18 protein-coding genes are annotated in these 24229 nt (G+C 65.2%); 10 read left to right on the top strand and 8 right to left on the bottom strand.

The window, feature by feature from the left end; all coding sequences use genetic code 11:
- Positions 1-12 precede the first annotated feature (12 nt).
- Positions 13-1266 carry a cation:proton antiporter gene (locus IEV83_RS06905; RefSeq protein WP_181759475.1) on the top strand — a complete coding sequence of 418 codons (1254 nt, stop codon included), beginning with the start codon at positions 13-15 and terminating at the stop codon, positions 1264-1266.
- 122 nt (positions 1267-1388) lie between these two features.
- Positions 1389-2459, top strand: coding sequence for a helix-turn-helix domain-containing protein (locus IEV83_RS06900; protein WP_181759474.1), 1071 nt, complete (start codon positions 1389-1391; stop codon positions 2457-2459).
- Between the two features lie 22 nt (positions 2460-2481).
- Here IEV83_RS06900 and IEV83_RS06895 read toward each other — a convergent pair whose 3' ends face one another.
- From IEV83_RS06895 to IEV83_RS06865, 7 genes are all read right to left on the bottom strand, one after another.
- Positions 2482-3093 (bottom strand): AprI/Inh family metalloprotease inhibitor, encoded by a 612-nt coding sequence (locus IEV83_RS06895; protein ID WP_181759473.1) that lies wholly within the window; start codon positions 3091-3093, stop codon positions 2482-2484.
- A gap of 212 nt (positions 3094-3305) precedes the next feature.
- Entirely contained in the window at positions 3306-4196 is an 891-nt protein-coding gene (locus IEV83_RS06890; protein WP_181759472.1) for a hypothetical protein, read from the bottom strand.
- Between the two features lie 81 nt (positions 4197-4277).
- The gene (locus IEV83_RS06885; RefSeq protein ID WP_181759471.1) at positions 4278-5099 is read right to left on the bottom strand and encodes a carbohydrate ABC transporter permease; all 822 of its coding nucleotides are present in this window, start codon (positions 5097-5099) and stop codon (positions 4278-4280) included.
- On the bottom strand, positions 5096-5992 hold the full coding sequence (locus tag IEV83_RS06880) for a carbohydrate ABC transporter permease (protein ID WP_181759470.1): 897 nt from the start codon (positions 5990-5992) through the stop codon (positions 5096-5098). Before IEV83_RS06880 ends, IEV83_RS06885 begins: the two co-directional genes overlap by 4 nt.
- A gap of 90 nt (positions 5993-6082) precedes the next feature.
- Positions 6083-7363 (bottom strand): ABC transporter substrate-binding protein, encoded by a 1281-nt coding sequence (locus tag IEV83_RS06875; protein ID WP_181759469.1) that lies wholly within the window; start codon positions 7361-7363, stop codon positions 6083-6085.
- Positions 7364-7440: 77 nt separating this feature from the next.
- A complete protein-coding gene (locus tag IEV83_RS06870) occupies positions 7441-8517 on the bottom strand; it encodes an ABC transporter ATP-binding protein (RefSeq protein WP_181759468.1) in 1077 nt (358 codons plus the stop codon).
- Positions 8514-9305 carry a DeoR/GlpR family DNA-binding transcription regulator gene (locus tag IEV83_RS06865; RefSeq protein ID WP_181759467.1) on the bottom strand — a complete coding sequence of 264 codons (792 nt, stop codon included), beginning with the start codon at positions 9303-9305 and terminating at the stop codon, positions 8514-8516. Before IEV83_RS06865 ends, IEV83_RS06870 begins: the two co-directional genes overlap by 4 nt.
- Before the next feature lie 340 nt (positions 9306-9645).
- On the opposite strand from IEV83_RS06865, the gene IEV83_RS06860 reads away from it, so the two are divergent.
- The 8 genes from IEV83_RS06860 to IEV83_RS06825 all read left to right on the top strand — a co-directional run bounded on the left by IEV83_RS06860 (position 9646) and on the right by IEV83_RS06825 (position 21965).
- Positions 9646-10623 carry a metal ABC transporter solute-binding protein, Zn/Mn family gene (locus IEV83_RS06860; RefSeq protein ID WP_181759466.1) on the top strand — a complete coding sequence of 326 codons (978 nt, stop codon included), beginning with the start codon at positions 9646-9648 and terminating at the stop codon, positions 10621-10623.
- A 6-nt stretch (positions 10624-10629) separates the two neighbouring features.
- Positions 10630-11460, top strand: a complete 831-nt coding sequence (locus IEV83_RS06855; protein WP_280513988.1) for a metal ABC transporter ATP-binding protein — start codon at positions 10630-10632, stop codon at positions 11458-11460.
- Positions 11457-12683, top strand: coding sequence for a metal ABC transporter permease (locus IEV83_RS06850; RefSeq protein ID WP_244628078.1), 1227 nt, complete (start codon positions 11457-11459; stop codon positions 12681-12683). Before IEV83_RS06855 ends, IEV83_RS06850 begins: the two co-directional genes overlap by 4 nt.
- Positions 12684-12691: 8 nt before the next feature.
- Positions 12692-13624 carry a metal ABC transporter permease gene (locus tag IEV83_RS06845; RefSeq protein ID WP_244628077.1) on the top strand — a complete coding sequence of 311 codons (933 nt, stop codon included), beginning with the start codon at positions 12692-12694 and terminating at the stop codon, positions 13622-13624.
- Positions 13625-14042: 418 nt separating this feature from the next.
- On the top strand, positions 14043-16391 hold the full coding sequence (locus IEV83_RS06840) for a hypothetical protein (RefSeq protein WP_181759465.1): 2349 nt from the start codon (positions 14043-14045) through the stop codon (positions 16389-16391).
- A gap of 4 nt (positions 16392-16395) precedes the next feature.
- On the top strand, positions 16396-17382 hold the full coding sequence (locus tag IEV83_RS06835; RefSeq protein ID WP_181759464.1) for a hypothetical protein: 987 nt from the start codon (positions 16396-16398) through the stop codon (positions 17380-17382).
- Positions 17375-18283, top strand: a complete 909-nt coding sequence (locus tag IEV83_RS06830) for a hypothetical protein (protein WP_181759463.1) — start codon at positions 17375-17377, stop codon at positions 18281-18283. Before IEV83_RS06835 ends, IEV83_RS06830 begins: the two co-directional genes overlap by 8 nt.
- Positions 18252-21965, top strand: coding sequence for a PLL family lectin (locus IEV83_RS06825; RefSeq protein WP_181759462.1), 3714 nt, complete (start codon positions 18252-18254; stop codon positions 21963-21965). The genes IEV83_RS06830 and IEV83_RS06825 overlap by 32 nt, the downstream gene beginning before the upstream one ends.
- On the opposite strand, the gene IEV83_RS06820 is transcribed toward IEV83_RS06825, so the two are convergent.
- The gene (locus tag IEV83_RS06820) at positions 21903-24221 is read right to left on the bottom strand and encodes a DUF3141 domain-containing protein (RefSeq protein WP_209003008.1); all 2319 of its coding nucleotides are present in this window, start codon (positions 24219-24221) and stop codon (positions 21903-21905) included. The two genes, IEV83_RS06825 and IEV83_RS06820, sit on opposite strands and share 63 nt — an antisense overlap.
- Between the last annotated feature and the right edge of the window lie 8 nt (positions 24222-24229).

Genomic DNA, 24229 nt, shown 5'->3' with positions numbered 1-24229 from the left:
GTGGGAGCTGGCATGAGCACCGGATTGTTGATGTTGGCGATGTTCGTCATGGTCTACACCATGCTCGCCAAATGGCTGTCCTCGACCGTGCTGACGGCGCCGATACTGTTCCTCGGCTTCGGCTATGCGCTTGCCGGCACCGGCCTGATGCCGGTCGGGGAGACCGAGGCGCTGCTGCATGTGGTGGCGGAAGTGGCGCTGATCCTCTTGTTGTTCCTCGACGCGGCGCAAACCGATGTGACGGCGCTGCGCCGGCATCACGTCTGGCCCTTGCGGATGCTGGTGATCGGGCTGCCGCTGGCGGTCCTGTTCGGCACGCTCGCCGCCTGGCCGATCCTTCCCGGCTTGCCGCTGGCCGCCGTGGCGCTGGTGGCGGCAATCCTGGCGCCGACGGACGCGGCGCTCGGTCAGGCGGTGATCGGCAACCCGAAGGTTCCGAAACGCGAACGGCAGGCCTTGACGGTGGAAAGCGGTCTGAACGATGGGCTGGCCCTGCCGCTGGTGCTCTTGTTCGCCAGCCTGTCTGCCGAGGCGATGGATGGCGCGGCAACCGATTGGCTGGCCTTCGGGCTCAAGCAGGTCCTGCTCGGTCCGCTGGTCGGCGCGGCCGCCGGCTGGATCGGCGGTTCGGTCTTTCTCACGGCCAAGGACAAGGGCATGACCACCGAGACCATGGAGGGCATCGGCACGATTTCGCTGGCCGGCGGCGCCTATCTGGCTGCGGGGGAGATCGGCGGAAACGGGTTCATCGCCGCCTTTGTGGCCGGGCTCGCCTTCGGCAATGTGGTGCTCGGCCGATGCCGCTTCATCTACGAGTTCACCGACAATGAAGGGCAGATGCTGGCCTGGGGGGCGTTCTTCCTGATCGGCCTGGCCTTGGTGCCGCAGGCCGTGATGCATCTGGAACTCTGGATGCTGGCGATCATCCTGCCCAGCATGTTTCTGGTGCGCCCGCTCGCCATCTGGCTGTCGCTGATCGGCACCGATGCGCCGGCGCGCACACGGTTGTTCTTCGGCTGGTTCGGCCCGCGCGGCCTTGCCACTGCCCTGTTCGCGCTCTTGGTGGTGCCGCAGATCGACCCGGAGCTGGGCGAGCCGCTGTTGATGCTGGCGGTCAATGCCGTGTGGATCTCGGCGCTGCTGCACGGGGTCAGCGCGGTGCCGGGCGCGCGCTGGTACGGCGCCTTGCGGCATCACGGCAAGGCGGACAAGACGGGCAAGCCAGGCAAGAATGGCGGTACGCCGGTCCCCGGTGGTCGGGCGTAGCTTCACACAGGTGTGGCGTTCATGGAAATCTCCACCTGTGCGTGCTTGATATACAATGCGAAATTGCGAATTGTCCTGAAGAAACCCGAGGGAGCGGGGCGAATCGGGTCTGGGGGGATCGGATGAACACAGGCGGACAGACGGCGCGGGTGCCGCACAGTTGTTTCTCGCTGGAAGGGGTTCCGCCGCAGCAGCGATTTGCCCTCTGGCGGGAGAGCATCAGCTGCATCTTCTCCGTCGAGGCGCCGCGCGAGGCACGAACCGAGGACTTTCGCGCGCAGCTCGATGCCCATGTGGTGGGCGATGCGGCGGTGGTGCGCACCCATACGCAAGCGCAGGAGTGGGAACGCGGGGCTGGGCAGATTGCCCGGGACGGGATGGATCACATCATGATCCAGCGCTACGAGGCCGGGACGATGGAGGTGAGCCATCGCGGTGGCACCGAAACCTTTGCGCAGAACGGTCTGATCGTCTTCGATCTGGCGCAGGAAATGGCCTCCCGGACCACGGATCTGGTCAATCTGTCGCTGCTCCTGCCACGCAATGTGCTGGAGCCGCATCTGAAGGAGGCGGGCGACCATCATATGCAGGTGCTGGCGGGCGACAACCCTATGACCCGGCTGCTGCAACAGCACATGCATTCGCTCAAGGCGCTGGCCGGGGACATGTCGCTCACCGAGGCGGCGGAGGCGAGCGCCGCGACCATCGCACTGGTCGCCGCTTGTCTCAATGCGACCGGCCCCTCCGGTCATGGACCGGAACCCGGCATCGGCTACGCCTTCCTGACCCGGGCGCGCCAGGTTATCGAGGACCGTCTGGCCGATCCGGAGCTGACACCGGCACAGGTGGCCCGCCTTGCCGGCGTCTCGCGCACCCGGCTTTATGAAATGTTCGAACCCTTTGGCGGGGTGCGCAGCTACATTCGCGAACGGCGCCTGGGCCGGGCATTGCGGATGCTGCTGGACAAGCGGTGCCGGCACCAGCCGATCGGCGCCATTGCGCTTGCCTGCGGCTTTCTCAACGACAGCGCCTTCAGTCGCGCCTTCAAGCAGCGCTATGGCATGGCCCCCCGGGAGACCCGCTCTGAAGGTTCGCGAGAGGGCAGCGGCGGTCTGCCGGTCCTGCCCGATACGGGACACGGGTTGGTGATCGACCGCCGCTACGAAACCTGGATCCGCATGTTGACGGCCTGACCGCCAGCATCCCCGGACGACCTCAGCGCCAGGCGGTGATCCTCGTGCCCCCGGCGGTCATGCCGTCCAGGCGGTTGTGAGCTGTGCGATGCAAGCTCGCCCGGCGCTTGTCGAATGTGCCGGTCAGCACCACCTCATAGCCGCGCAGCGACCAGCCGGTGACCTGCCCCAGGTCCGAACCGAAGCACCCGAAGGACGAGGCGTAGCCTGTGGGGCGCCCCACGGGGCGGTTAAGCGTCAGTTTGCACTGCTTCCCGTCGATATCGAGCTGCCAGGAGCCGGCGAGATCGGATGCGTGTGGCGCCGGTCTGTATCCACCATCACCGCTGCTGGCGGCGGCGCCAATCAGTGTTGCCATTGTGGCGCCGAGGGCGTCCGGATTGACGGAAACGGACGCGGACGCGGTGGTACGGGAGCTTTTGGTATGACGGGTCCCGTTGGCGTCGACCCAGGATCTTGATTTGGAACTGAGGGTGGCCTGGCGCGTCATGTTGTGGGTGCGCCACGTGGTGGAGTTGTAGGGCATCGAACTGGGCCGGTAATAGGTCCCGGTCGCATGAGGGCTCGGTCCCGGCCCGGTCGACTGGCAAGCGGTGACGAGAAGGCCGGAGAGGAGGGCGGCGAGCTTCTTCACGTTTCGGATGTCCCTGTTGCTGTGGCGGAGGCCGCCCAGATGCCGGTCTCGCCATTGCTGAGCTAAGCGTCTTCTTTTTGACGGGCTTGGGACTGGGTGTGCAAGCTCTTTTTCTGCGAATTGGACGTTTGGAAAAGAATCGCGGATGTCTTGCAAGCGATATTGCGATATGCGCTAGCTCTCGCATAATGAATTACTTGATTAATACATAATTAAACATGAATTGGAAGAATGCGGTTCAGGAAGGCCCGAGCGATGTCCGTCGAGGCATCCTGCTGCGGGTGCAATTCGTCTGTCCAGCGTCCGGCGACGATGCCCCTCAGATCCATGACTTCCGCGTTCGGGTGGTTCTTCGCGACCTTGTCGAGCAGGGCGTAGAAGTGGTCGACCAGAAAGGCGATGATCTCGGCGATCAGACGGGCGTCGGTCTCCAGATCGTAGCCCTTGGCGGCAAAGGGCAGCCCAAGCCAGGGCTCGCCGGCCAGCGGCACCGGCCGGTCGTACCCGTGCAGCAACAGCACCGTGTCGGGGGCGAGGGCGGCCACGTCCGCGGCCAGGGTGTTGTAGCCTTCCGACAGTCGGCTGAGGGCGGCGTCGAGCCGGCCGCCGATCAGATAGGCACGCGGATCGCCGCTGCCGGCGCCCGCCTCCCTGGGCTTCAGCAGGGCGGCGAGGGCGCTGCCGCCGAGGATGTCGTTGCCGCCGCCGGAAAAGATGAAGAAGTCATAGATGCCGGAGGCGAGCGGCTGGCGGTAGTCCCGTGCGGCGAGGATTTCAGCGAAGGTGTCGCCCGGCCAGGCGATGCCGCGGGTGTAGAGATCCGGCCGTTGCTCGATGACATCGAAGAAGGTCATGTCATAGCCGAGCGGCGCAGAGAACGGCCACAGGATGTTGATCCAGGAGTCCCCCTCGGCACAGATCTTGAGCGTGCCGGGCGCCGTCGGCATGGTCTGCCGGACCGCATCCCGGCGGTAGGCGGAGCGCAGCTCGCCGGACAGGTCGCGCCCGGTGGCATCGAGCAGCCGGTAGACCAGGGCGGTTTGTGGGTCTTTCTCGATCCTGTCGATCGGGTCGGCCCAGTGCTCCGTCAGCTCATCCGTCATCGACTGCCCCTGCCAATGGTGCTGGAGCCGGCATGAAATCGCGTTTGCCGCCTTCGCGCAAGATTGTCGTGCTGTCCGGGACTATTTGATCCCGGCGCGCATGAAGCTCTGCACGAACTGGCGCTGGAACAAGAGGAAGGCGATCAAGAGCGGGGCGGTGGTCATCAGCGTCGCGGCGTTGATCACCGACCATTCGATGCCGGAATCGATGGCGGAGAAGATGCTGAGACCCACGGTCACCGGCCGGGTCTCCTCCGAGTTGGTGACGATCAGCGGCCAGAGGAAGTTGTTCCAGTGGTGACTGACGGAAACCAGCCCGTAGGCAAGGTAGGTCGGCTTGGCGAGCGGAATGTAGACGCGCCAGAGGATGCCGAGGATGGAGGCGCCCTCGATGCGGGCGGCCTCGTCCAGCTCGCGCGGGATGGTCAGGAAGGTCTGGCGCAAGAGGAAGATGCCGAAGCCCGAGGCGATATAGGGCAGGGCGATCGCCGGGATCGTGTCGACCAGATCGAGCAGCCGCATGGTCTTGTAGTTCTCGACGATCAGGATATCCGGCATCACCAGCAATTGCAGCAGGACCAGGGTGAAGAGGATCGAGCGGCCGGGAAAGCGGAAGCGGGCGAAGGCATAGGCGGCCAGGGTGCACAAGAGGAACTGGCCGGCGAGGATCAGCGTCACCAGCAGGAAGGTGTTGAGGAAATAGCGGGCAAACGGCGCCGCGTTCCAGGCGGCGATGAAGTTGTCGGCGGTGAGCGGCGCGGTCAGCACGAAGCGCGCCTCGTAGGCGCCCGGGTGGATCGCCGTCCAGACCGCATAGACCAGCGGCAGGATCCACAAGAGCGCGAGCAGCCAGGCGGCGAGAGTGTTCAGCGTCTGGTCGAGGGAAAAGGGGCGTCCGGTCATTTGTAGTGCACCCGCCGGTCGAAGAGGAAGAACTGGCCGATGGCCATGAGCGAGAGCAGGAGCAGCAGCACCACCGTCAGCGTGGCGCCATAGCCGGTCTCCCAGAAGCGGAACGCGGTCTCGTAGATGTAGAACAGCAAGAGCGAGGAGGCGTTGTCCGGTCCGCCGTCGGTCAGGATGAAGATGTGATCGACGAGGCGGAAGGAGTTGATCACCGCGTTGATCGACACGAACAGGGTGGTCGGCATCATCAGCGGGAAGGTGATGCGCCAGAAGATGGTCCAGCGGCTGGCGCCCTCGATCCGCGCCGCCTCGGTCAGGGTCACCGGGATGGCCTGAAGCGCGGCAAGGTAGAAGATCATGAAGAAGCCGGCTTCCTTCCACACGGTGACGACGATCACCGCGTTGAGGGCGGTGGCCGGATCGCCGAGCCAGTTGACGCTGCTCCAGCCGAACAGGGCGCTGGTGAGCTGGTCGATCAGGCCGAAGCCGGGGGTGTAGAAGAACAGCCAGATGTTGGCGACGGCGATCAGCGGCAGGACCGTGGGGGTGAAGAACGCCATGCGCAGGAAGCCGCGCCCGGCCATCTTGTCGTTGACCCACAGCGCCATGACGATCGCCAGCGCCACCGACACCGGGATGGTGCCAAGCGCAAACCACAGATTGTTGCCCAGCACCTTCCAGAACACCGCGTCATCCAGCAGACGCTCGTAATTCGTCAGCCCCAGGAACTTCGCCTCGCGCCGGCCGCGCGGGGTCGAATAGAAGCTGTTGATGATGGTGGTGATCGCCGGGATGTGGGTGAAGGCGAACAGAAACACCATGGCCGGCAGCAACAGCAGCCAGCCATGGATCCAGTCCCTGCGAAAACGGACGGAGCGATGTGACGTCATGGCGATGGGCGGGCCCTGCGCGCGGGAGAACTAGGGAAGAGGGACCGGCGGGCGCGATGGCCCGCCGGTCCGGCGTGTCGGGGTTTCGGCTTAGCGGTACTCGGCGAGGATCGCGTCGGCCTTGCTCTGGGCTTCCTTCAGCGCCGCTTCCGGATCCTTCTGGCCGGTGATGGCGGCGGCCAGCGCATCGTTGAAGATGCTGGTGACGCGCTGGTTCTGGTAGGTCGACAGCTCGGCAACCGCGTGTTCAAGCTGGTCGCGGGCGACGAGGACCGGCGGGAAGTCGGCGGCATAGGCCTTCATCGTGTCCGTTTCCCAGGTCTCGGCGCGCGGAGCGACATAGCCGGTGGCCATGGTCCACTTGGCCGACTGTTCCGGCGCGGTGATCCACTTGACGAAATCGACGGCCGCCTGGGCCTGCTCGTCGGTGGCGCCCTTCAGCAGGTAGAAGTTGCCGCCGCCGGTCGGCGCGCCGCGCCGCTTGTTGGCCGGCAGCATGGCCACGCCGAACTCGAACGGCGCGTTGGTGCGCACGTTGGTGAGGTTGCCGGTGGAGGTCCACATCATCGCGGTCTGACCCTCGAAGAAGGCCTTGGGGGTTGCGCCCCACTCGATGATGCCCGGCGCCATCACGCCGTATTTGCCGCTGAGGTCGACCATGTACTGCAGCGCCTCAACCACCTTCGGATCGTCGAAGTTGGTCTTGTTGCCATCGGCATTGGCCAGGATCACGTCATTTTCCGTGGTCAGGCCCTGGAACAGCCAGTAGGGGAAGCCGGAGGAGGGAATGCGCACGCCCCAGCGGGTGACGTTGCCGCTGGCATCCTTCTGCACCAGCTTCTGGCTGTATTCGACCATCTCGTCCCAGGTGGCCGGCGGCGTTTCCGGATCGAGACCCGCTTCCTTGAAGGCTTCCTTGTTCCAGTAGAGCACCGGCGTGGAGCGCTGGAACGGAATGCCGTAGGTCTTGCCGCCGGTCTGGCTGTTTTCCATGAAGGCCGGGTAGAAGCCGTCGAGCCAGGCCTTGCCTTCCTCGCCGGGAAGGTAGTCGTCGAACGGCATGATCAGGTCTTCGTCGATCAGCGTGAACATGTCGACCGACAGGATCACCGAAAGCTGCGGCGGGTTGCCGCCACGGGCGGCGGTGATCACCTTGGCGACCGTATCCTGGTAGGAGCCGGTGTAGACCGCATCGATGGTTACATCCGGATTGGCCGCGACATACTCGTCGGTGAGGCTCTGGATGGTTTCCGCCGCCGCGCCGCCAACGGCAACGGGGAAGTAGAATTGCAGGTCGACCGCATGGGCGGAGGCCCAGGTGCCGAAGGTCAGGGCCGTCGTGGCGACGGCTTTCAGCAAGGTGTGTTTCATCTCGTTCAACTTTCCCTTGTCAATGCCGTCCGCGGTGATCGGCGGCTGGTCGCCCCCGGGGAGCCGGGGGCAAGGCGTCAGGACCGCATCAGCGGTCCGAGTGTCTCTTTCAGATCGTCCCGGCGCGGGCCGGTCTCGCCTTCGAACACGTGCAGGTCGTCGATGGCGAAGGCGAGCCGAAGGGGCTGGCCGACCTCGATCTCGCGCTGGCCGTGAACGCGCACCACCAGCGGCGCGCCGTTCAGGGTGCAGTCGATCAGAAGGTCCGCGCCGAGGTACTCCACGCCGGTGACGGTGGTCGCCAGCGGTCCGTCCGCATCCGGCACGAGCGCTTCCGGGCGCAGGCCGAGCAGGCAACCGGGGCTGGCGGCTTCGACGGCTGGCAGCGCCGCGCCGGCGATGACATTCATCGGCGGGCCGCCGATGAAGCGGGCGACGAAGGGGGTGGCCGGGCGGGTGTAGAGCTCGCGCGGCGGGGCGGCCTGCTCCACCTTGCCGCCGTTCAAGAGCACTACCTGATCGGCCATGGTGATCGCCTCCACCTGATCGTGGGTCACGTAGATCATGGTGAAACCGAGCTGGCGCTGCAGGGCGCGGATTTCGAGCCGCATCTCGTGGCGCAGCTTGGCGTCGAGATTGGACAGCGGCTCGTCCATCAGGCAGACGGGCCGCTCGGCGATGATCGCCCGGCCAAGGGCCACGCGCTGCTGCTGGCCGCCGGAGAGCTGCGCGGGCTTGCGATGGAGCAGGGCGCTGAGGCCAAGCAGCTCGGCGACCTTCTCCAGCCGGTCCTGGCGCTCGGCCTGCGGGGTGCGGCGCACCTTGAGGCCGAAGATGATGTTTTCCGCCACGGTGAGATGGGGAAACAGCGCATAGGACTGGAACACCATCGCCAGATCGCGCTCGGCACTGGGCAGGCGGGTGACGTCGCGGCCGCCGATCTCGATGCGGCCGCCATCGGCCTCTTCCAGCCCGGCGATCATGCGCAAGGTGGTGGACTTGCCGCAGCCGGAGGGGCCGAGCAGCACGGTGAAGGAGCCGGCCGGAACGCTGATCGACAGTTCATCGACGGCGGGTTTGCCGTCCCACACGCGGGAGATGCCGCGCAGCTCGATGGCCTTGCCGCTGATGTGCAGGGGGGCGGAGGTACTCATGACGGATTTTCCTCGCCGGAACAGAGAATGAAACGGCCACCGGCGGCGGCAACGCGCTCGGCAAGCGGGCCGGGAAGGGGCTGGTCGCAGAAGATGTGGTCGACGTCGGCGATATGGCCGCCGCGCACATGCGCCCGCCGGCCGAACTTGCTGGCATCGAGCACGAGAAAGGCATTGCGGCAATTGGCGAGGATCGCCTGCCGCGCGGCGACCTCCTCCTCGTGGAAGTCGAGCAGGGTGCCATCCTCATCGACCCCGGCGACGCCGAACACGCCGATATCCACCTTGTAGGCGGAAAAGAACGCCTGGGTGTCGGGGCCAAGAATGTCCCGGTCGCCATGGCGCAGCCGGCCGCCGGCAATCGAGACCTCGAAGTCATCGTTCTGCGAGGCGGTGAAGGCCACGTGCAGATTGTTGGTCAGGACGCGCAGGCCGTGATGATGGCTGAGCGCCTGCATGACGATCTCCGGCGTGGTGCCGATGGAAAACGCCAGCGAGGCGCCATTGGGCACATGCCGGGCCACCTCGGCGGCGATGGCGTCCTTGGCCGGAAGGTTGAGGATGCGGCGGCGGCTGTAGTGAAGGTTGCCGGTTTCGGCCGGCGGCTCGACGCCGCCATGGGTGCGGCGCAGAACGCCGAGGGAGCAGAGCCGGCCAAGATCGCGGCGGATGGTCTGGGTGGTGACATCGAAGCGGGCGGACAGCGCCTCCACCGAGGCGAAGCCGTGCGACTGCACCAGATCGGCGATTTCCCGCTGCCGGGCGGTGATGGCGAAATGTGCGTTCATGTGACCTGCTTCCGGCGCCAACGGCGCGTTTCGGATGCTGGATTAAATCGTTCATATGAACGGCATGCAACGTTCATATGAACATAAAATGACAGGAGTCGATGTCCGGAGGCGGAGCAAAGGGGGGGCGATGGACGCTGCGGCACCGAGGCCGCGCGACAACTCGTCCGGACATCTTGTCCGGGCCGGGCCGGGGCGGCACGCGGAGGCGCGATGGGGCGTGTACCTGCGGGTTGTCGCACTCTTAAATGCGAATAATTCGCAATTGCATTGACAGATGCAACTCGTTCTCATAATCATTCTGAACAGGTTGAATGCAAACCGGGGATACGGATAGGTCATGCGGATAACGAAACGTGGGGTGCTGTCACTGATTGCCGGCGCGGCAATGATGGTTGTCGCTGGGGGCGGGGCGCCGGCCAAGGCGCAGTCTGAAGCTCCCTTGAGCGTGGTTGCGACCACCGGAATGATCGCCGATGCGGCGCGTCAGGTGGGCGGCGATCAGGTCACGGTCCAGGCGCTGATGGGGCCGGGCGTGGACCCGCATGCCTACCGCCAGACCCGCACCGACATCGTGGCGATGATCGATGCCGACCTGGTGCTGTGGCACGGCCTTTTCCTTGAGGCGCAGATGCAGTCCTTCATGCACGAACTGGGCGAGCAGAAGCCGGTGGTGGCGGTGGCCGAGGCGATGCCGAAGGACCTGCTGATCGCCCATGATGACTATGCCGACAAGTACGATCCGCATGTGTGGATGGACCCTGAGCGCTGGGCCCATGTGGTGGAGGCCGTGCGCGATGCGCTGATCGCCGCGCGCCCGGAGGCGGAGCCGGTGTTCACCGCCAATGCAGAGCGGCATCTGGCAGAGGTGAAGGCGCTGGCGGAGTATGCCCGCACCGCGACCGCCTCGGTTCCGAAAGATGCGCGGGTGCTTTTGACAGCGCATGATGCATTCAACTACTTCGGCCTGGCCCATGGGTTCGAGGTGCTTGGCATTCAGGGCATTTCCACGGAAAGCGAGGCCGGGCTCAATCGGGTGGCCGAGTTGGTCGACTTGCTGGTGGAGCGCAAGGTCGGTGCGGTGTTCGTGGAATCCTCCGTTTCCGACCGCAACATCCGCGCCCTGATCGAAGGGGCGGCGGCCAAGGGGCACAAGGTGGTGATCGGCGGCGAGCTGTTTTCCGACGCCATGGGCGAGGAGGGTACCTATGAGGGCACCTATCTCGGCATGATCGACCACAATGTCACAGTGATTTCCGGCGCGCTGGGTGGCACGGTTCCGAAGGGCGGAATGCGCGGCAAGTTGGCGGGAAGCTGATCTCTTATGAAGGACCAACAGGCAATGGGGCATACGGTGCTGGAACTGGCGGCGGATGGCGGTAAGGCGCCCGCCGCCGAGGCGGGTGGTGCAGCGGCGCTGCAGCTTGCCGAAATGACCGTCTCCTACGGCGAGAAGCCGGCGGTCTTTTCCGTCGATGCCCGGATCCCGGCGCGCAGCATGGCAGCGATCATCGGGCCGAACGGGGCGGGCAAGTCGACCCTTTTGAAAGCGGCGCTCGGCATCGTCCCGCGCCTTTCGGGCAAGGTGACCGTGTTCGGTGAGCCGTTTCGCCAGGCCCGGCACCGCATTGCCTATGTGCCGCAGCGGGCCTCGGTCGACTGGGACTTTCCGACCCGGGTGATCGACGTGGTGCTGATGGGGCTCTATCGGGAGCTGGGGCTGCTGCGCCTGGTGCGCCGGCGGCACCGGGAGGCCGCGCTTGCCTGTCTGGATCGGGTCGGCATGGCCGATTTCGCCGAGCGGCAGATCGGCCAGCTCTCCGGCGGTCAGCAACAGCGGGTGTTCCTGGCCCGGGCGCTGGCGCAAGGAGCCGATCTCTACCTGCTGGACGAGCCTTTCGCCGGCGTCGACGCGGCCACGGAAAAGGCGATCATCGCCGTCCTGAAGTCATTGAAGGAGGCGCAAAAGACGGTCCTGTGCGTTCATCACGATCTGGCGACGGTGATCGACTATTTCGACCACGTGTTGCTTGTGAATGTGCGCAAGATCGCCGAGGGGCCGGCGGCGACCACCTTCACCGCCGACAATCTGCAAGCCACCTATGGCGGCCGGCTGGCCTCCGCGCATATCGACCAGCTCAAACTGCCGGCATGACCATGGTGGACACGTTTCTCACGGCGCTCATGCTGCAGGCCGGCTACAATGCGGCGCTGGTCGCGCTCGGTGCCGGGTTGCTGGGCATTGCCGCTGGCGCCGGCGGCACCTTCCTGTTCCTGCGCAAGCGGGCGCTGGTCAGCGACGCGGTGGCTCATGCGACGCTTCCCGGCGTCGGTATCGCCTTCATCGTCATGGTGTTGCTCGGCGGCGACGGCCGCAGCCTGCCGGGTCTCTTGCTCGGCTCGGCGATTTCCGCGACCATCGGCCTGTTGCTGGTGGAATGGGTCGCCCGGCGCACCCGGCTGGCCGAGGATGCGGCCATCGGCGCGGTGTTGTCGGTGTTCTTCGGCATCGGCATCGTTCTTCTGACGGTGATCCAGACCATGTCCCGGGGCAAGCAGGCGGGGCTGGAGAGTTTCCTGCTCGGCTCCACCGCCGGTATGCTCTACCAGGACGCGGTGGTGATCGCCGTCGGCGGCGGGCTGGCGCTGCTGGCGGTGCTGCTGCTGCGCCGGCCGATGACGCTTGTTGCCTTCGATCCCGAATATGCGGCGGCGCGCGGGCTGGAGGTGCGGCTCATCGATCTGGCGATGATGGGGCTGGTGCTTGGCGTCACGGTGATCGGTCTGAAGATCGTCGGCCTGATCCTGATCGTCGCCATGTTGATCATCCCTGCCGTGACGGCGCGGTTCTGGACCGACCGGACCGAGCATGTGGTGCTGGTTGCCGGGGCGCTGGGCGGGGTATCCGGCTATCTCGGCGCGGCGCTGTCCGCATCGGCGCCGGGCATTCCCACCGGGCCGATCATCGTGTTGGTCGCGTTTGGTCTGTTTCTGTTGTCGCTGTTTCTGGCGCCCAAGCGGGGAGTGCTGGCGGCGCTGCTGCGCCACCGCCGGTTCCAGTTGCGGGTGCATCGGCGGCAGGGGCTCTTGGCGCTGGCCCATGGCGAGGCGGTGCTCGATCCGCTGACGATCCGGGTGCTCAGGCGCGATGGCATGATCCGCGGCGATCTGGTGCCGACCGAGGCAGGCCGCGCGCGGGCGGCCAAGGCGCTGCGCGATGAGCGGCGCTGGGAGATCGCCCGGAAAATTCATCAGGATGAGGCGATCCACGGCCGCTACGACGGGTTGACGCCAATCGAAACCGTGTTGACGCGCGACGAGATCGCCGAGATCGACCGCCGTATTGGCAGGCCGGTGGTCGCCGGCGGCGCGGCCTGAAGGGGCTTATGATGGGAAGTGCTTTCGTTCAATTGTCGCTGACGCCGATCCTGATCGGTGTGCTGTCGGCGATCGCCTGCGCCTTGCCGGGCAACTTTCTGATCCTGCGTCGGCAGGCATTGATTGGCGATGCGATCAGCCATGTGGTGCTGCCGGGCATCGTCGTTGCCTTTCTCATTACCGGCGCCACCGCCAGCATGTCGATGTTGCTGGGAGCCGCCGGGGCGGCGGTGGTGGCGGTGCTTCTGATCGAGGCGATCAAACGGCTCGGGCGGATCGAACCAGGGGCGGCGATGGGGGTGGCCTTCACCTCCATGTTCGCCGCCGGCGTGCTGCTGCTGGAACAGAGCGACACCAGCACCGTGCATCTGGATGTCGAACACGCCTTGATGGGAAATCTGGAAAGCCTGATCTGGTTCAAGGCGCGCGGGTGGGAGTCTCTCTTCGATCCGGCGGCGCTCGCCGGTCTGCCGCCGGAGTTGCCGCGCATTGCGGCGGTCGCGCTGCTGATGGTGCTGTTGATGCTGGTGTTCTGGCGTCCGCTCAAGCTGTCGACCTTCGATGAGGGCTTTGCCGGGACGGTTGGCGTGCCGACCGGGCTGATGGGCTTTGCCCTTGTCGTCGCCGCTGCGGTGGCGGCGGTGGCCGCCTTCGACGCGGTCGGCTCGATCATCGTCATCGCCATGTTCATCTGTCCGCCGGCGGCCGCCCGGTTGATGACCAACCGGCTGGAAGTCCAGATCCTGTGGAGCGTGGTGTTCGCCAGCTTGTCGGCGGTGCTCGGCTACGTGCTGGCCGGCTACGGGCCGCTTTGGTTCGGTGCCGATCACGCGGTCAGTGCGGCCGGCATGATTGCCGCCGTGTCCGGGGTGATCCTGGCGGTTGCCTGCGTGGCGGCGCCGCACCGCACCCGGCTGGGCGCGCCGAAAGACGCGGGGTAGAACGCGACGTTTCGAACGCGGCGACAAAGCCGCTTTCGTGAGGTCTCCCGGATGCCGCGCAAGCGGAGGGTCCGGGAGGTGCCTTCCCCGCCCGGCGGCTTGCAATCCACTGAAAACGCCTGATTTTCGTCTTCCGAATCGCAAGGGCGCGCATGCGTGACTCCCCTGCGGAAGAGGAGTCTTCTTTGCCATTCAGGTGGGGGTGCATTTAAGATTTTAAATATAAAAAATATATTATTACTTATAGTTTGATATTGAATATCAAATCAATGAAATTGAATTGATGTATTTGTCATAGTTAAAACAATCATTACCCCTGCGGAAATGTGCCAATTGATATGGTTATAACGTGGTGTCAGTCTTCTCGTATTCGTAGCATTGGAGATTTTTTTCTAGCTATTCGCGATGCGAGGATCAGATGTTCGATATCACCACGGTGCGAGAGATCGACTACGGCTCCGACCAGGTTGCCTATGTCTACCAGGATCATGACGACCCGAAGCTCTGGTACATGGTGCCGGTTCCGACCTTGCGGAGGGTCAATGGGGCACCGGCCTTTTCGCTGACCTCCTATACCAAGAACGGCGGCGGGATCGCCGGCCTGTGCACCTTCGAGATGGAGTTGATCCAGCCGACGGAAGCGCGCCGCGCGGCGGAGGAGGTGCTCGGCGACGACATCAGCTGGGGTGGCTTCACCTGGGTCGGCGGCACCGCCTTTTTCTACTATGACATCGAGGGCGAGGCGGAGGTGCTGGCGGTCGAGCCGACGCTTTATGGCACCAATGTCGCGGCCTTCCAGGTCCCGCTGAAAACGGCGGCGGCGGTGAACACCTTCAAGAATGCCTATTCGCAGGGCGGCGGTGCCTCGCCGTTCCGGGTCGAATACGACATGCAGGTGCTGACCATGCTGCTCGGCGCCAAGGCGACCGTCAAATACGTGGCGGAAGCGGCGATCGAGTATCAGAAGACCTACAAGACCGTGCGGGACACCTGGGGCAACCAGAAAAAGGTGCTGCAGGAGGTCAAGCAGGTGATGCAGCAGTCGGGCGCCGGCGAGGTGAAGGTGACGCTGGGCGCGGGCAGCAGCCCGGAGCTGGAACAGCGGGTGCGCGACTGGGGCTGGACCACGCTGGAAAACCAGGTGGCGAACACGATCGCGGCGGCGGCGGCCATGGCCACCGGGCCGGACCCGGTCTCCGCCACCACCTCGTTCGAACAGACCTACGAGGAAGACACGGTGATTGACTGGTCGACACCGGTCAGCACCTTCATGCGCAAGTTCAGCGCCGAGGAGTGGAGCAAGCTGTTCGTGGAGGTGGACAACCGCAAGCTGTCGGTGGTCTTCAACCTGATCGGCCAATTGTCGCGCACCTCGGACGGGGGCGCGGTTGCCCAGTCGATAACGGTCACCGTCGACTACCCCACGCGCAAGACCGACAATACCTTCACGCTGATCGTCACCGATGGGGACCAGTCCTCGCAGATCTACGAGGCGCCGGGCGATTTCTCGGGCGGTGCGTACAATCCTCAGTTCACCTATTCCTATGTGATCCTGTTCGAGGACGGCAAGACCTACGAGAGCGAGCCGGTGACCACCACCGATACGCTGATCAACCTCACGCCGAACAATTTTGGGGTGCGTCAGGTGACGTTCATCGGTCAGGATGTTCCCTTCACCGCCGTGACCGGGGTCAAGAGCGTCGATATCGACTTCTTCTTCGCGCCGCCGCTTGGCAATCCGGCGATCGTGCAAACGAAGACCATGACCGCCAATGGCGAGGCCAACGCGATCACCTTCGACAGCTACTACGATCTGCCGATCGGCCAGGCCTATACCTATCGGCTGCGCTATGTGATGGACGACGGATCGGTGATCGTCTCGCAGCCGCCCGGCGCGTTGAGCAGCTCTCCGGATAACACCAATTCCGGCAATGCGGATATTGTCTTTGTCAGTGATCCCAAGGGACTGTTCACCCAGTTCACCGTGCGGGCGTTCAACTATCCGGGCAAGCCGGCGGATCTGCTGCTGGTCGATGTGACGGCGCAGTATTTCGATCCGGCCAATGATGGCGACAAGGCGCTGTTCCAGAATACCTGGTCGAACTGGCAGCCTAGCGGGCTCTTGAGCTTCGCCGAGCCGCGCTGGAACTTCCAGGCGGTCGACAACATGAACACCGCCTATTTCAATATCAGCGGAACGATCTTCTATTCCGACGGCAAGAGCTTCATGCTCGACAATTACAAGCAGTCGAGCGAGTACAAGACGCTGACGATCTCCAACACCGTCGAGAATTACAGCGTCAAGGTCGATATCGGCCAGATCGACTGGGACAAGGTGGCGAATGTCAACCTGACCATGTTCCAGCTGTCGGACGAGGCCCGCGAGCGGTTCGGCGATACCCTGCCGCGCTTCCTGACCAAGCCGCGCGAGGAAATGACCTCCGAGGAGCGGGCATTGGCGGCAGGCTCGCAGGAAAACCTGATCCTGTTCAATGTGCTGGGGCCGGGTCAGGGCACGCCGACCGATCAGCTGGAACGCTACTACGGGATCCAGCGCGAGCGCAGCGAACCGACCGTGGAGTTCTACTACACCGCCATCTACGTGATGAAGGATGGCAGTGCTCCGCGCGAACTGGTCGACCAGAAGGTCGAGGGGCGCTTGTCGGTGGAGCTGCCGGCGCTTCCGCCAGCCAGTGTCGCGGGCGGGATCGTGCGGCAGGTGATCGACCCGGAGGCCCTGGCCGCCCGTACCCGCGCCGCGGAGTGAGGGCATGTCCGCCCTGTTCGGGGGCGCCGGGCAGACGATCCCGCAGATGGCCTGGAATCATATTCCGGTCGCCTCGCTGGACCAGCTCGGTTGCCCCGCTTCACAGGAGCTGCGCCTGTTGCGACAGGCCGTCGGCGAAGGCCCGGATCAGGACGCAGGCGGTGCGCCCAGCGATCTGACACCGGCCGGTGCGCCGCTGGAAGTCGCTTTCGTCTGGCCGTCCGGAGAGCTGCGGGTCAGCGCCGACCCCTGTCCTGGCGCGGGCGCCCGGGCACGGCTTCTGTCGTGCCTGTCCGGGCTGACCGCAGCGCTGTCGCCCGATCAGGCGCGCCATGTGGAACGGGTCGCCGCCTGGCAGAGGGCGCATGGCAGCCGGTTCGGTGGCTGGCTCGGCTATCGTGTCATCGGCGGGATCCTGCGTAGCAAGCTCTATCTCGATGTGCCGCGCGGCGCGCCCTGGGAGACCTGGGAGGAGGAGGTCTGTGGCAGGGCGCCGGTGTTGCCGTCGCGCGGCCTGCGGCTGAGCATGATCGGGCTGGATACCCGCAGCGGCGGGCTGGAACTCTACTACCGCTGCGACCGGCTGTTCCCGAAGGAGCTGGACACACTGCTGACCCGGCTCCGGCTTCCGGAGCGCGGCGGCGAGGTGGTGGCGTTGGTGGCGGCGCTGACCCGGCGCAGCATCCGCTTTGAGCTGCCTTCCTATGACATGGGCTTCAGCTATGCCTTTGACGGGCAGGGGCGGCCTCAGGCCTTCACCTGGTACTCGGTCGCCGAGGCCCTGCTCGGACCGCCGGACAGGGTGCGCGAGGCGATCCTGCGGGTCGGCCGGGCGGCGGGCTGGGATCAGGACGCCTATGCCAGGCTCACCGATGCGCGCGCGGTTCCCGGACATGGGCTGGTTGGCGCGGTGCTGGCACCCGAACTGCCGATGCAGGTCACCGCAACGGTTGCCGCCAGCCGGCCACAAGGGGAGGCGGGCGATGCCTGACCGGTTGGGTGACATGGCGCCGCACGGCGGAGCCTGGAAATATCGCGGGCCGCAGGGGGCGGATGGCGCGCTTTCCGCCTCCGTGGCGGCCTTGCTGGCGGAGCAGGCCGAGCGCGGCGCATTCCCGTCCCATGTGGCGGCCGGGGATCGGAGCATCGCCGATGAAACCTGTTTCGTGACCGCCCAGGTGGCGCTGCTCATGACCGAACTGATCGAAAAGGGCGAGGGGCGTGGCCTGTTGGCCGGTCCCGATTGCAGGGCACTGAGGCGGGCGCGGGCGCGGGCGCTCGATTTTATCGAGACCTGTGCCGCGCCCGATCTTGCCGGCGCATTCCATTTCTACCCGCCAGAAAATGAGGATGGGGAGGAAGGCGGGGGCGATCCCCCGTTCCTGCGGCCCGCGCTCTATCGCACCTGGTTCGTTGCCCCCGGCGAGGACAGTCCGGTGGACCTGATCGTCAACATCAACATCCTTGCCTGTCTCGCCGCTGCCGGCTGCGATCCGGTAAAGAGCGCTCCGGCGGCAAGGGCAGTGGTCGCCGCCTGCCGGGAGTGCGATCTGTCGCGTTCCGCACTGCGCGCCTTCGCGCCTTATTACGCCGACCCGTGCGAATTGGAAATCGCGCTGGCGCGGGCGCTGGACCTTGGCGCCGAGGCGCTGCGTCCGGCCCATGCGCAGGTTGCGGCCCACGGGGACGATGCCCGCGACCGAAACGCCGGCCGGCCGCGGCAGCGCGCGCTTTATTGCAACGCGCATGGCCGGCCGATCTGGCGCGCCCCGGCCCTGCAGGCGGCCCGGCATTGCCGCGACCGGCTGCTGGCGCTGGCCGAGATACCCGTTTTCCCATCCTCAAGTCCGGGAGGCTCCCATGACGATGATGCCAAGGTCTGTTCTCGCTGAAACCCCCACCGGCGAGCGCCCTGCAATCCGGGCCAGCACCAAATACATGGAAACCTTCCAGCTGTTTCGTCCGGCCTTGGGCGGAACGGATATCAAGACCTTCGCCAACAAGGCGGGCAATCTCGACCTCTACACCATCGGCACCAACGATGAGGTGTTCCGCCTGCGCCGGGGGGAGGATGCCGAAGCGCCCTATCATGAGCTGGACCTGAACATCACCGGCCGGCAGCTCTATCTCTACACCTCCTCGAGCGAGGGCAGCGACACGCCGAACATCCTGACCCTTGGCGGCAATGGCCGGTTGCGGCTGGCCGAGTACAAGCAGAGCACCGGCGCCTACTTCCAGCAGGAAACCTCGCCGGCGAAAGCGACGGAGTCGATCCGTCAGTTCAAGGGGGCGCGCGGCGCCACCGGCAATATCTACGTCAATGTGATGCTGGATGTGCCGGGAACGGACTATGGCCTCCTGGCCAACAACTTCTTCAAGCCCGGCAGCAATGACTGGGCCGGCCCGGTCTGGGCGCCGGTGATGGGGCCGGGCGGAACCCAGGCGGAGGTGAAGGCCATCGCCGTGGTGGAGAACAGCACGGTGCAATCGGCCATCTTCGCCATCGGCCGGGACAACGAGGTGCTGTTCTCCGAAACCAGCGACCGGACCTCAAGCCTCCGGGTGCTGGGCCTCAAGAAGGCGACCGCGCTTTCGGTGGTGGTCGACCAAGACGACCGGCTGGCGATCTTTGCCGTGGAGAAGGACAGCGGCAAGCTGCTCCTGAAGCGGGAGAAGAAATATCAGGCCGGGACGATCAAGCAGTTCGATGACTGGATCTATGTGGACCCGGGGCAGACGGTGGCGCTGACCAGCGTCTACGCCTCGCAGTGCTTCAACGATCTCTTGCAGGTGTTCGGCATCGGTACCGATGGGCGGCTTTGGCGCGCCGGGGAGGTGCCCGGCAGCGGCCGTCGCGCCGATCCGGTCTGGAACACGCTGTTTCCGCTCGGCAACGAGATTCCGAGCGATCCGGGCTCCGAGGCGACGATCTTCGCGCTCGGCCGCGATCTGGCCGGCTATGCCGAGGCCTACACGGTATCCGCCGGCGGCGACCTGACCCGCTTCTGGCAGGCGCCGACCACGCAGCAATGGTTCGAGGAAAGCATCGAGCTGTTTCGCGGCGACAACGAGATGGTCCCGGTGCAGACCCATGCGCTGGAACTGGTGGTGCTCGACGAGGGGGGGATGCCGGCGAGCTTCGTGCCCGTGTCGATCCAGGCCTCCAGTCTCGTCACCCTGTTCGTCGATGGACGATCCTACCGATGCAGCCAGCTCAACCGGGTGATGGTGGAGACCGGCCCGAACGGCAAGGTGGTGATCTATCAGAAGGCCAATGCGCTGGCCGCGGCAACGCTCTATGTGGAGACCCCCTCGACCTTGGCCGGAGCGCCGCTGGTGGTGGAGCCCAATCGGCAGCTGCAGGCCAAGCTGGCCACGCTGTCGGTGGATGACATCAAGAATGCCAAGGACGCCTCCGGCGCCTATCTGCTGCCGGCGGAATACCGGTCGAGCGATGAATACGCCGAGAGCCTGCAGAAGATCACCGAGGCGTCGATGCAGATCGCCGCGCAGGATGAAGCCGGTGGTGGCGACAAGATCAGCTATCTCTTCGTTTCGCGGCGCAATGCGGCGCGCGGCTTCAACCCCCGGCTCAATCTGGCGGCGCTTGAAGGCACCTCCTGGGCCATCGACTTCACCTCCGGCTTCCCCCAATACGTGCCGATGACCAGTGCGGAGGTCGCGGAATGGAAATCCTCGCGGCTGAAGGCGATGGGGGCGGAAGCCAATGGCTTCCTTGGCATCGGTTGGGGCGATGTGTGGAACGGCATCAAGAATTTCGTCGGCGATGTGGTCGACAAGCTGACCCGGATCGTCGTGGAGGTGGTGGAAGGCATTGGCCGGGTGTTGTTCGAGATCGGCGGCAAGGTGTTCGAGGCGATCATCGAGTTTGCCCAGCAGGCCTTCGACTTCGTGCAAGGGGTGTGGAACTGGCTGAAGGTGAAGCTGGAGCAGTTGTTCGAGTGGCTCGCCTTCCTGTTCAACATCGGCGATTTCGTCCGCACGGCGGAGGCGGTGCGGCACAGCGTCGACGTGCTTCTAGACTTCACCGTCGGCGGGGTGGAAGCGGTGAAACAGACCCTTCTGTCGGGCATCGACACCATGAAGGACAATCTGCAGGCGACGGTGGATGATTTTCTGAAGGAGCTGAACAAGCAGGACAATCCGACCTACGACCAGTTCTCCTCGCAACAGCCGATGACCGAGGAACAGTCCTACCAGATGGAGCATAACCTGTTCGCCAACGCCTATGAGCAAAACGGCGGGCAGGCCGGAGAGCGCGGGGCCACCACGGTCAGCCTGATGAGCAGCTCCGCCCTGTCGAGTTCGCTCGAAGGGCTCCTGAAGATGCTGGAGGACCTTGCCAACGACTTCCAGTATGGCGAGGGCAAGGAGGCGTTCAACGAGGCGATCGAGTATTTCACCGCCATCGGCGACGATCCGAACAACGCGCTCAACCTCCTGATGAGCGGCATCGTCAAGGTGATGGAGAGCGTTGCGCTCTATGCGCTCGATGCGGCCAAGACGGTGATCGCCACCTTGATGGATCTGATCAAGGAGGTGGTGGAATCCTTCCGCGACCTGTTGTTCGCCGAATGGGAAATCCCGATTCTCTCCCAGCTCTACAAATTGTTCACCGGCAAGAGCCTGTCGATCCGGGTGATCGACATCGCCGCCTATCTGGTCGCCATTCCCGGAACGCTGATCTACAAGCTGGCGACCGGCAAGGCGCCGTTTCCGGATCAGGCGGCGCTCGATGCCTACAAGGATTATGTCACCGTCGACTGGATCAAGTCGAAATTCGGCATCCCGACCAGCCGCAAGGTGGTCTTCAACAGCACGCTGGAGACGGTTGTCGCCTGCGTCTCGCTCGGGGTCTATTCGGGGGCGATGTTCGTGCGGATCTTCACCGACACGCTGACCGGCGTCTTCAGCGCCACCGCGCTGGTGAAGGCGGACACCCCGACGAGACTGCCCGATGGAATGAAGAATTACGTGGGCAAATGGACGCCGGGCGGCAAGCTGCTGGCAGGCGGCGTCTCGGTGCTGATGCGCTACGTCACCACCATTTTCACAATGCCCTGGCTGATCCGGCCCGGTGCACCGGCGCCAAGCTGTCCGGCCGGGGATCCGGGTTTTGCCGGAACCATCTGGATCTGCCAGGTGATCGCCGGACCGACCCGGGGGCTTCTGGTGTTGAAACTGCCGGCCGGGCGCGCGCGGGTCTACACCGGCGAATTGACCATCACCCTGTGGGGCTGGGCCAATTTCGGCATGGTGGTGTGGAATTACTGCGCCTCGCCCAACCACGACACGGTGGCGCGGCTCGGTCTGGCGCGGGCACTGTGCAACGTCATTCCCGGCCAGGGAACGCGGGCGCTGTTCGTGCCCGACATCCAGGAGGCGACGTATTTTGTGCCGGCGATCATCGGCGAGGTGCTGCTCGTCGTCGGCTATCTCGGGTCGATCGGCGTGGCGGTGGCCGAGCTGGTCGAGATAGCCGAGGGCGGCTTACAGACCGCTGACGGCGGGAGTGGCCGGATCAGCATCGAGAAGGCGGCGCATCCGCTCTAGCATGTGCCGGGTGTCCGGCTCCATCTCGTCCGGATCGCCGACGACATACTCGACCATGCCGAGCGCCTTTTGCCGGTCGGCATGGTCGGTCAGCAACAGCGGCAGGGTATTGAGGGCGCGTTCGGGCTCGAAATGGGCGATCAGCGTCTGCTCGTGGATCATGCGCGCCCGGGCGGCGGTATCCATGGTGTCGAAGGGTGGGCGGGTCGACAGCACTTCGGCCGAGCGCTGCAGCCGGTCGCGCCGCACGTCGCCGCGAGTATCGGCCATCAGCACCAGCATCCGCACCACCGCCTCGGACAGCTCGCCCGTCCCGGCGCGGTCGAGGGCGGAGAGCACCTCCGGCAGCGCGCGCAGGTCCTGCATCGGCGTCTGCGCCCGAGAGGCGGCGCGGGGGGCGCCATACCAGAAGCCCAGCGGGCTGGCATAGGTGGCAAGGAACGCGGTTTCGAACAGCATCGCCCGTGTGTCGCGGAACACGTTCCAGCCGGTCTCCACCATATCCGCCCACAACCGCTCGGCGGCCAGGAACGGATTGTCGGGCGCCGCCTTCTTGCGCTCGGCCCGCGCCCGCTCGACGGCCGGGGCCAGAACGCCGGTGATCGGATTGTCGGAGGCGAAGATGCGCCGCTGCAGACGCAAGGGGTGCAAGGACCGGCGGACGTCGGCGACTTCCTTGGTCACCGATGCCTGAACCAGCGGGCGCAAGGTGGTCTCGTAGCCTTCCACCAGGGCTTCCGACATGCGGGCAACGGCGGCGAAGGCCGGCTCCTCGGCCCGGCCGCTGTCGCTATAGGCCTCAATGTCGGCGAGCTTGCGCTTGTGGAAGCTGACGGTGAAGCGTTTTTCATCGCCGACCCCGGCCACATCCTCGATCATCATTTCGTAAAGACCGGGGGGCAGGGCCTCGATGGTCTTCAGGGTCGAGGTCATCTGCGTGTGTTCGCGCCGGGCGATGGAGGATGACACGAAGATGCCGAGATGACCGACCTGCTCATGCACCATGTAGAGGATGCGCTGGCCGCGGATCTCGATCTCCCTTTCGTCGGCGTAGCTGTCGGGGATCCAGTTCAGTGCCTGTTGCGGCGGGGTGATGTTGTCGCCGCGCGAGGCAAACACGATGATCGGCGCGCGGATCGCCTTGAGGTCGATCGGGCAGCCGGTTTCCAGCCGGGCCTCGTTGCGCGCCAGCCGGTTGCCGACGAACAGGTTCTCGACGATCCAGCGGATCTCCGGGCCGTTCATCAGGAAGAAGCCGCCCCACCACTTCTCGAAATCGAGGAAGCGCTGGTCGCCATCGTCGATGCTGGAAAACAGGTCGTAATACTTGCGGAACCAGGTACGGCCGGGATTGAGCAGCTCGAAGTTCATCACCAGATTGGCGCCGTCGAAGATGCCGCCGCCAAGGTCGGAGACGAGAATGGCCGGCAGCGCCCCGCCGACGATGCCGCCGGTGTAGCGCATCGGATCCTGACCGAGCTGGCCGGACCAGTAGGACATGGGCGCGCCGTTCAGCACGAGCGGCCCGGCCAGGTCCGGGTTGGTGGCGGCGAGAATGGCGCCGGCCCAGCCGCCCTGGCAATTGCCGATGACGATGGGGCGCGGTGCATCCGGGTGCAGCCGGTGCACCTCGCGCAGGAAGGCCGCTTCCGCCTGGGTGACGTCGGCAAGGGTCTGGCCGTCTTCCGGCGTGGGGCGGAAGGCGACGAAATAGACCGGGTGGCCATCCTTCAGGGCGACGCCGACCTGGCTGTCGGGCTTGAAGCCGCCAATGCCCGGGCCATGGCCGGCGCGCGGGTCGATGATCACGTAAGGGCGCTTCCAGTCGAACACCTCGATGCCGTCCGGTGGCAGGATCTTCAACAGCATGTAGTTGCAGGGGCGCGGCAGGTCGGCGCCGTCCAGCACGATGTCGTAGTCGTAGATCAGCACCGGCGGGGTGCCCGCCGCCTCATGGGCGGTGAAGAGGTCGCCGCGCTTGCGCAAGGTGTCGAGCGTCAGCACCGTGCGCTGGCCGGCGTCCGTGAGATAGGCGTTCCAGGCATCGATCAGGCTTGCCGGCGAGGGCTGCGCGGTGATCCGGTTGAAGATGTTCTGGGACTGGATGGTGACGGAGCCGCTGCGTTCGGTCAGCGTTTCCTGAAGACGGCGCATGTGCCGGTCGAAGGCGGTCTGGAACAGGCGATGCTGCAGGGCGGAGGCCTCGTCGAACCGCTCGGCGGTCCGGATCCTGTCTTCGAGCAGTTGGGTGTGCATCTGCATGG

Source organism: Stappia taiwanensis (genome assembly GCF_014635285.1).
Taxonomy (GTDB): domain Bacteria; phylum Pseudomonadota; class Alphaproteobacteria; order Rhizobiales; family Stappiaceae; genus Stappia; species Stappia taiwanensis.
Note: the sequence above shows the minus strand (reverse complement) of the source record. Positions and strands in the feature narration are given on the sequence as shown.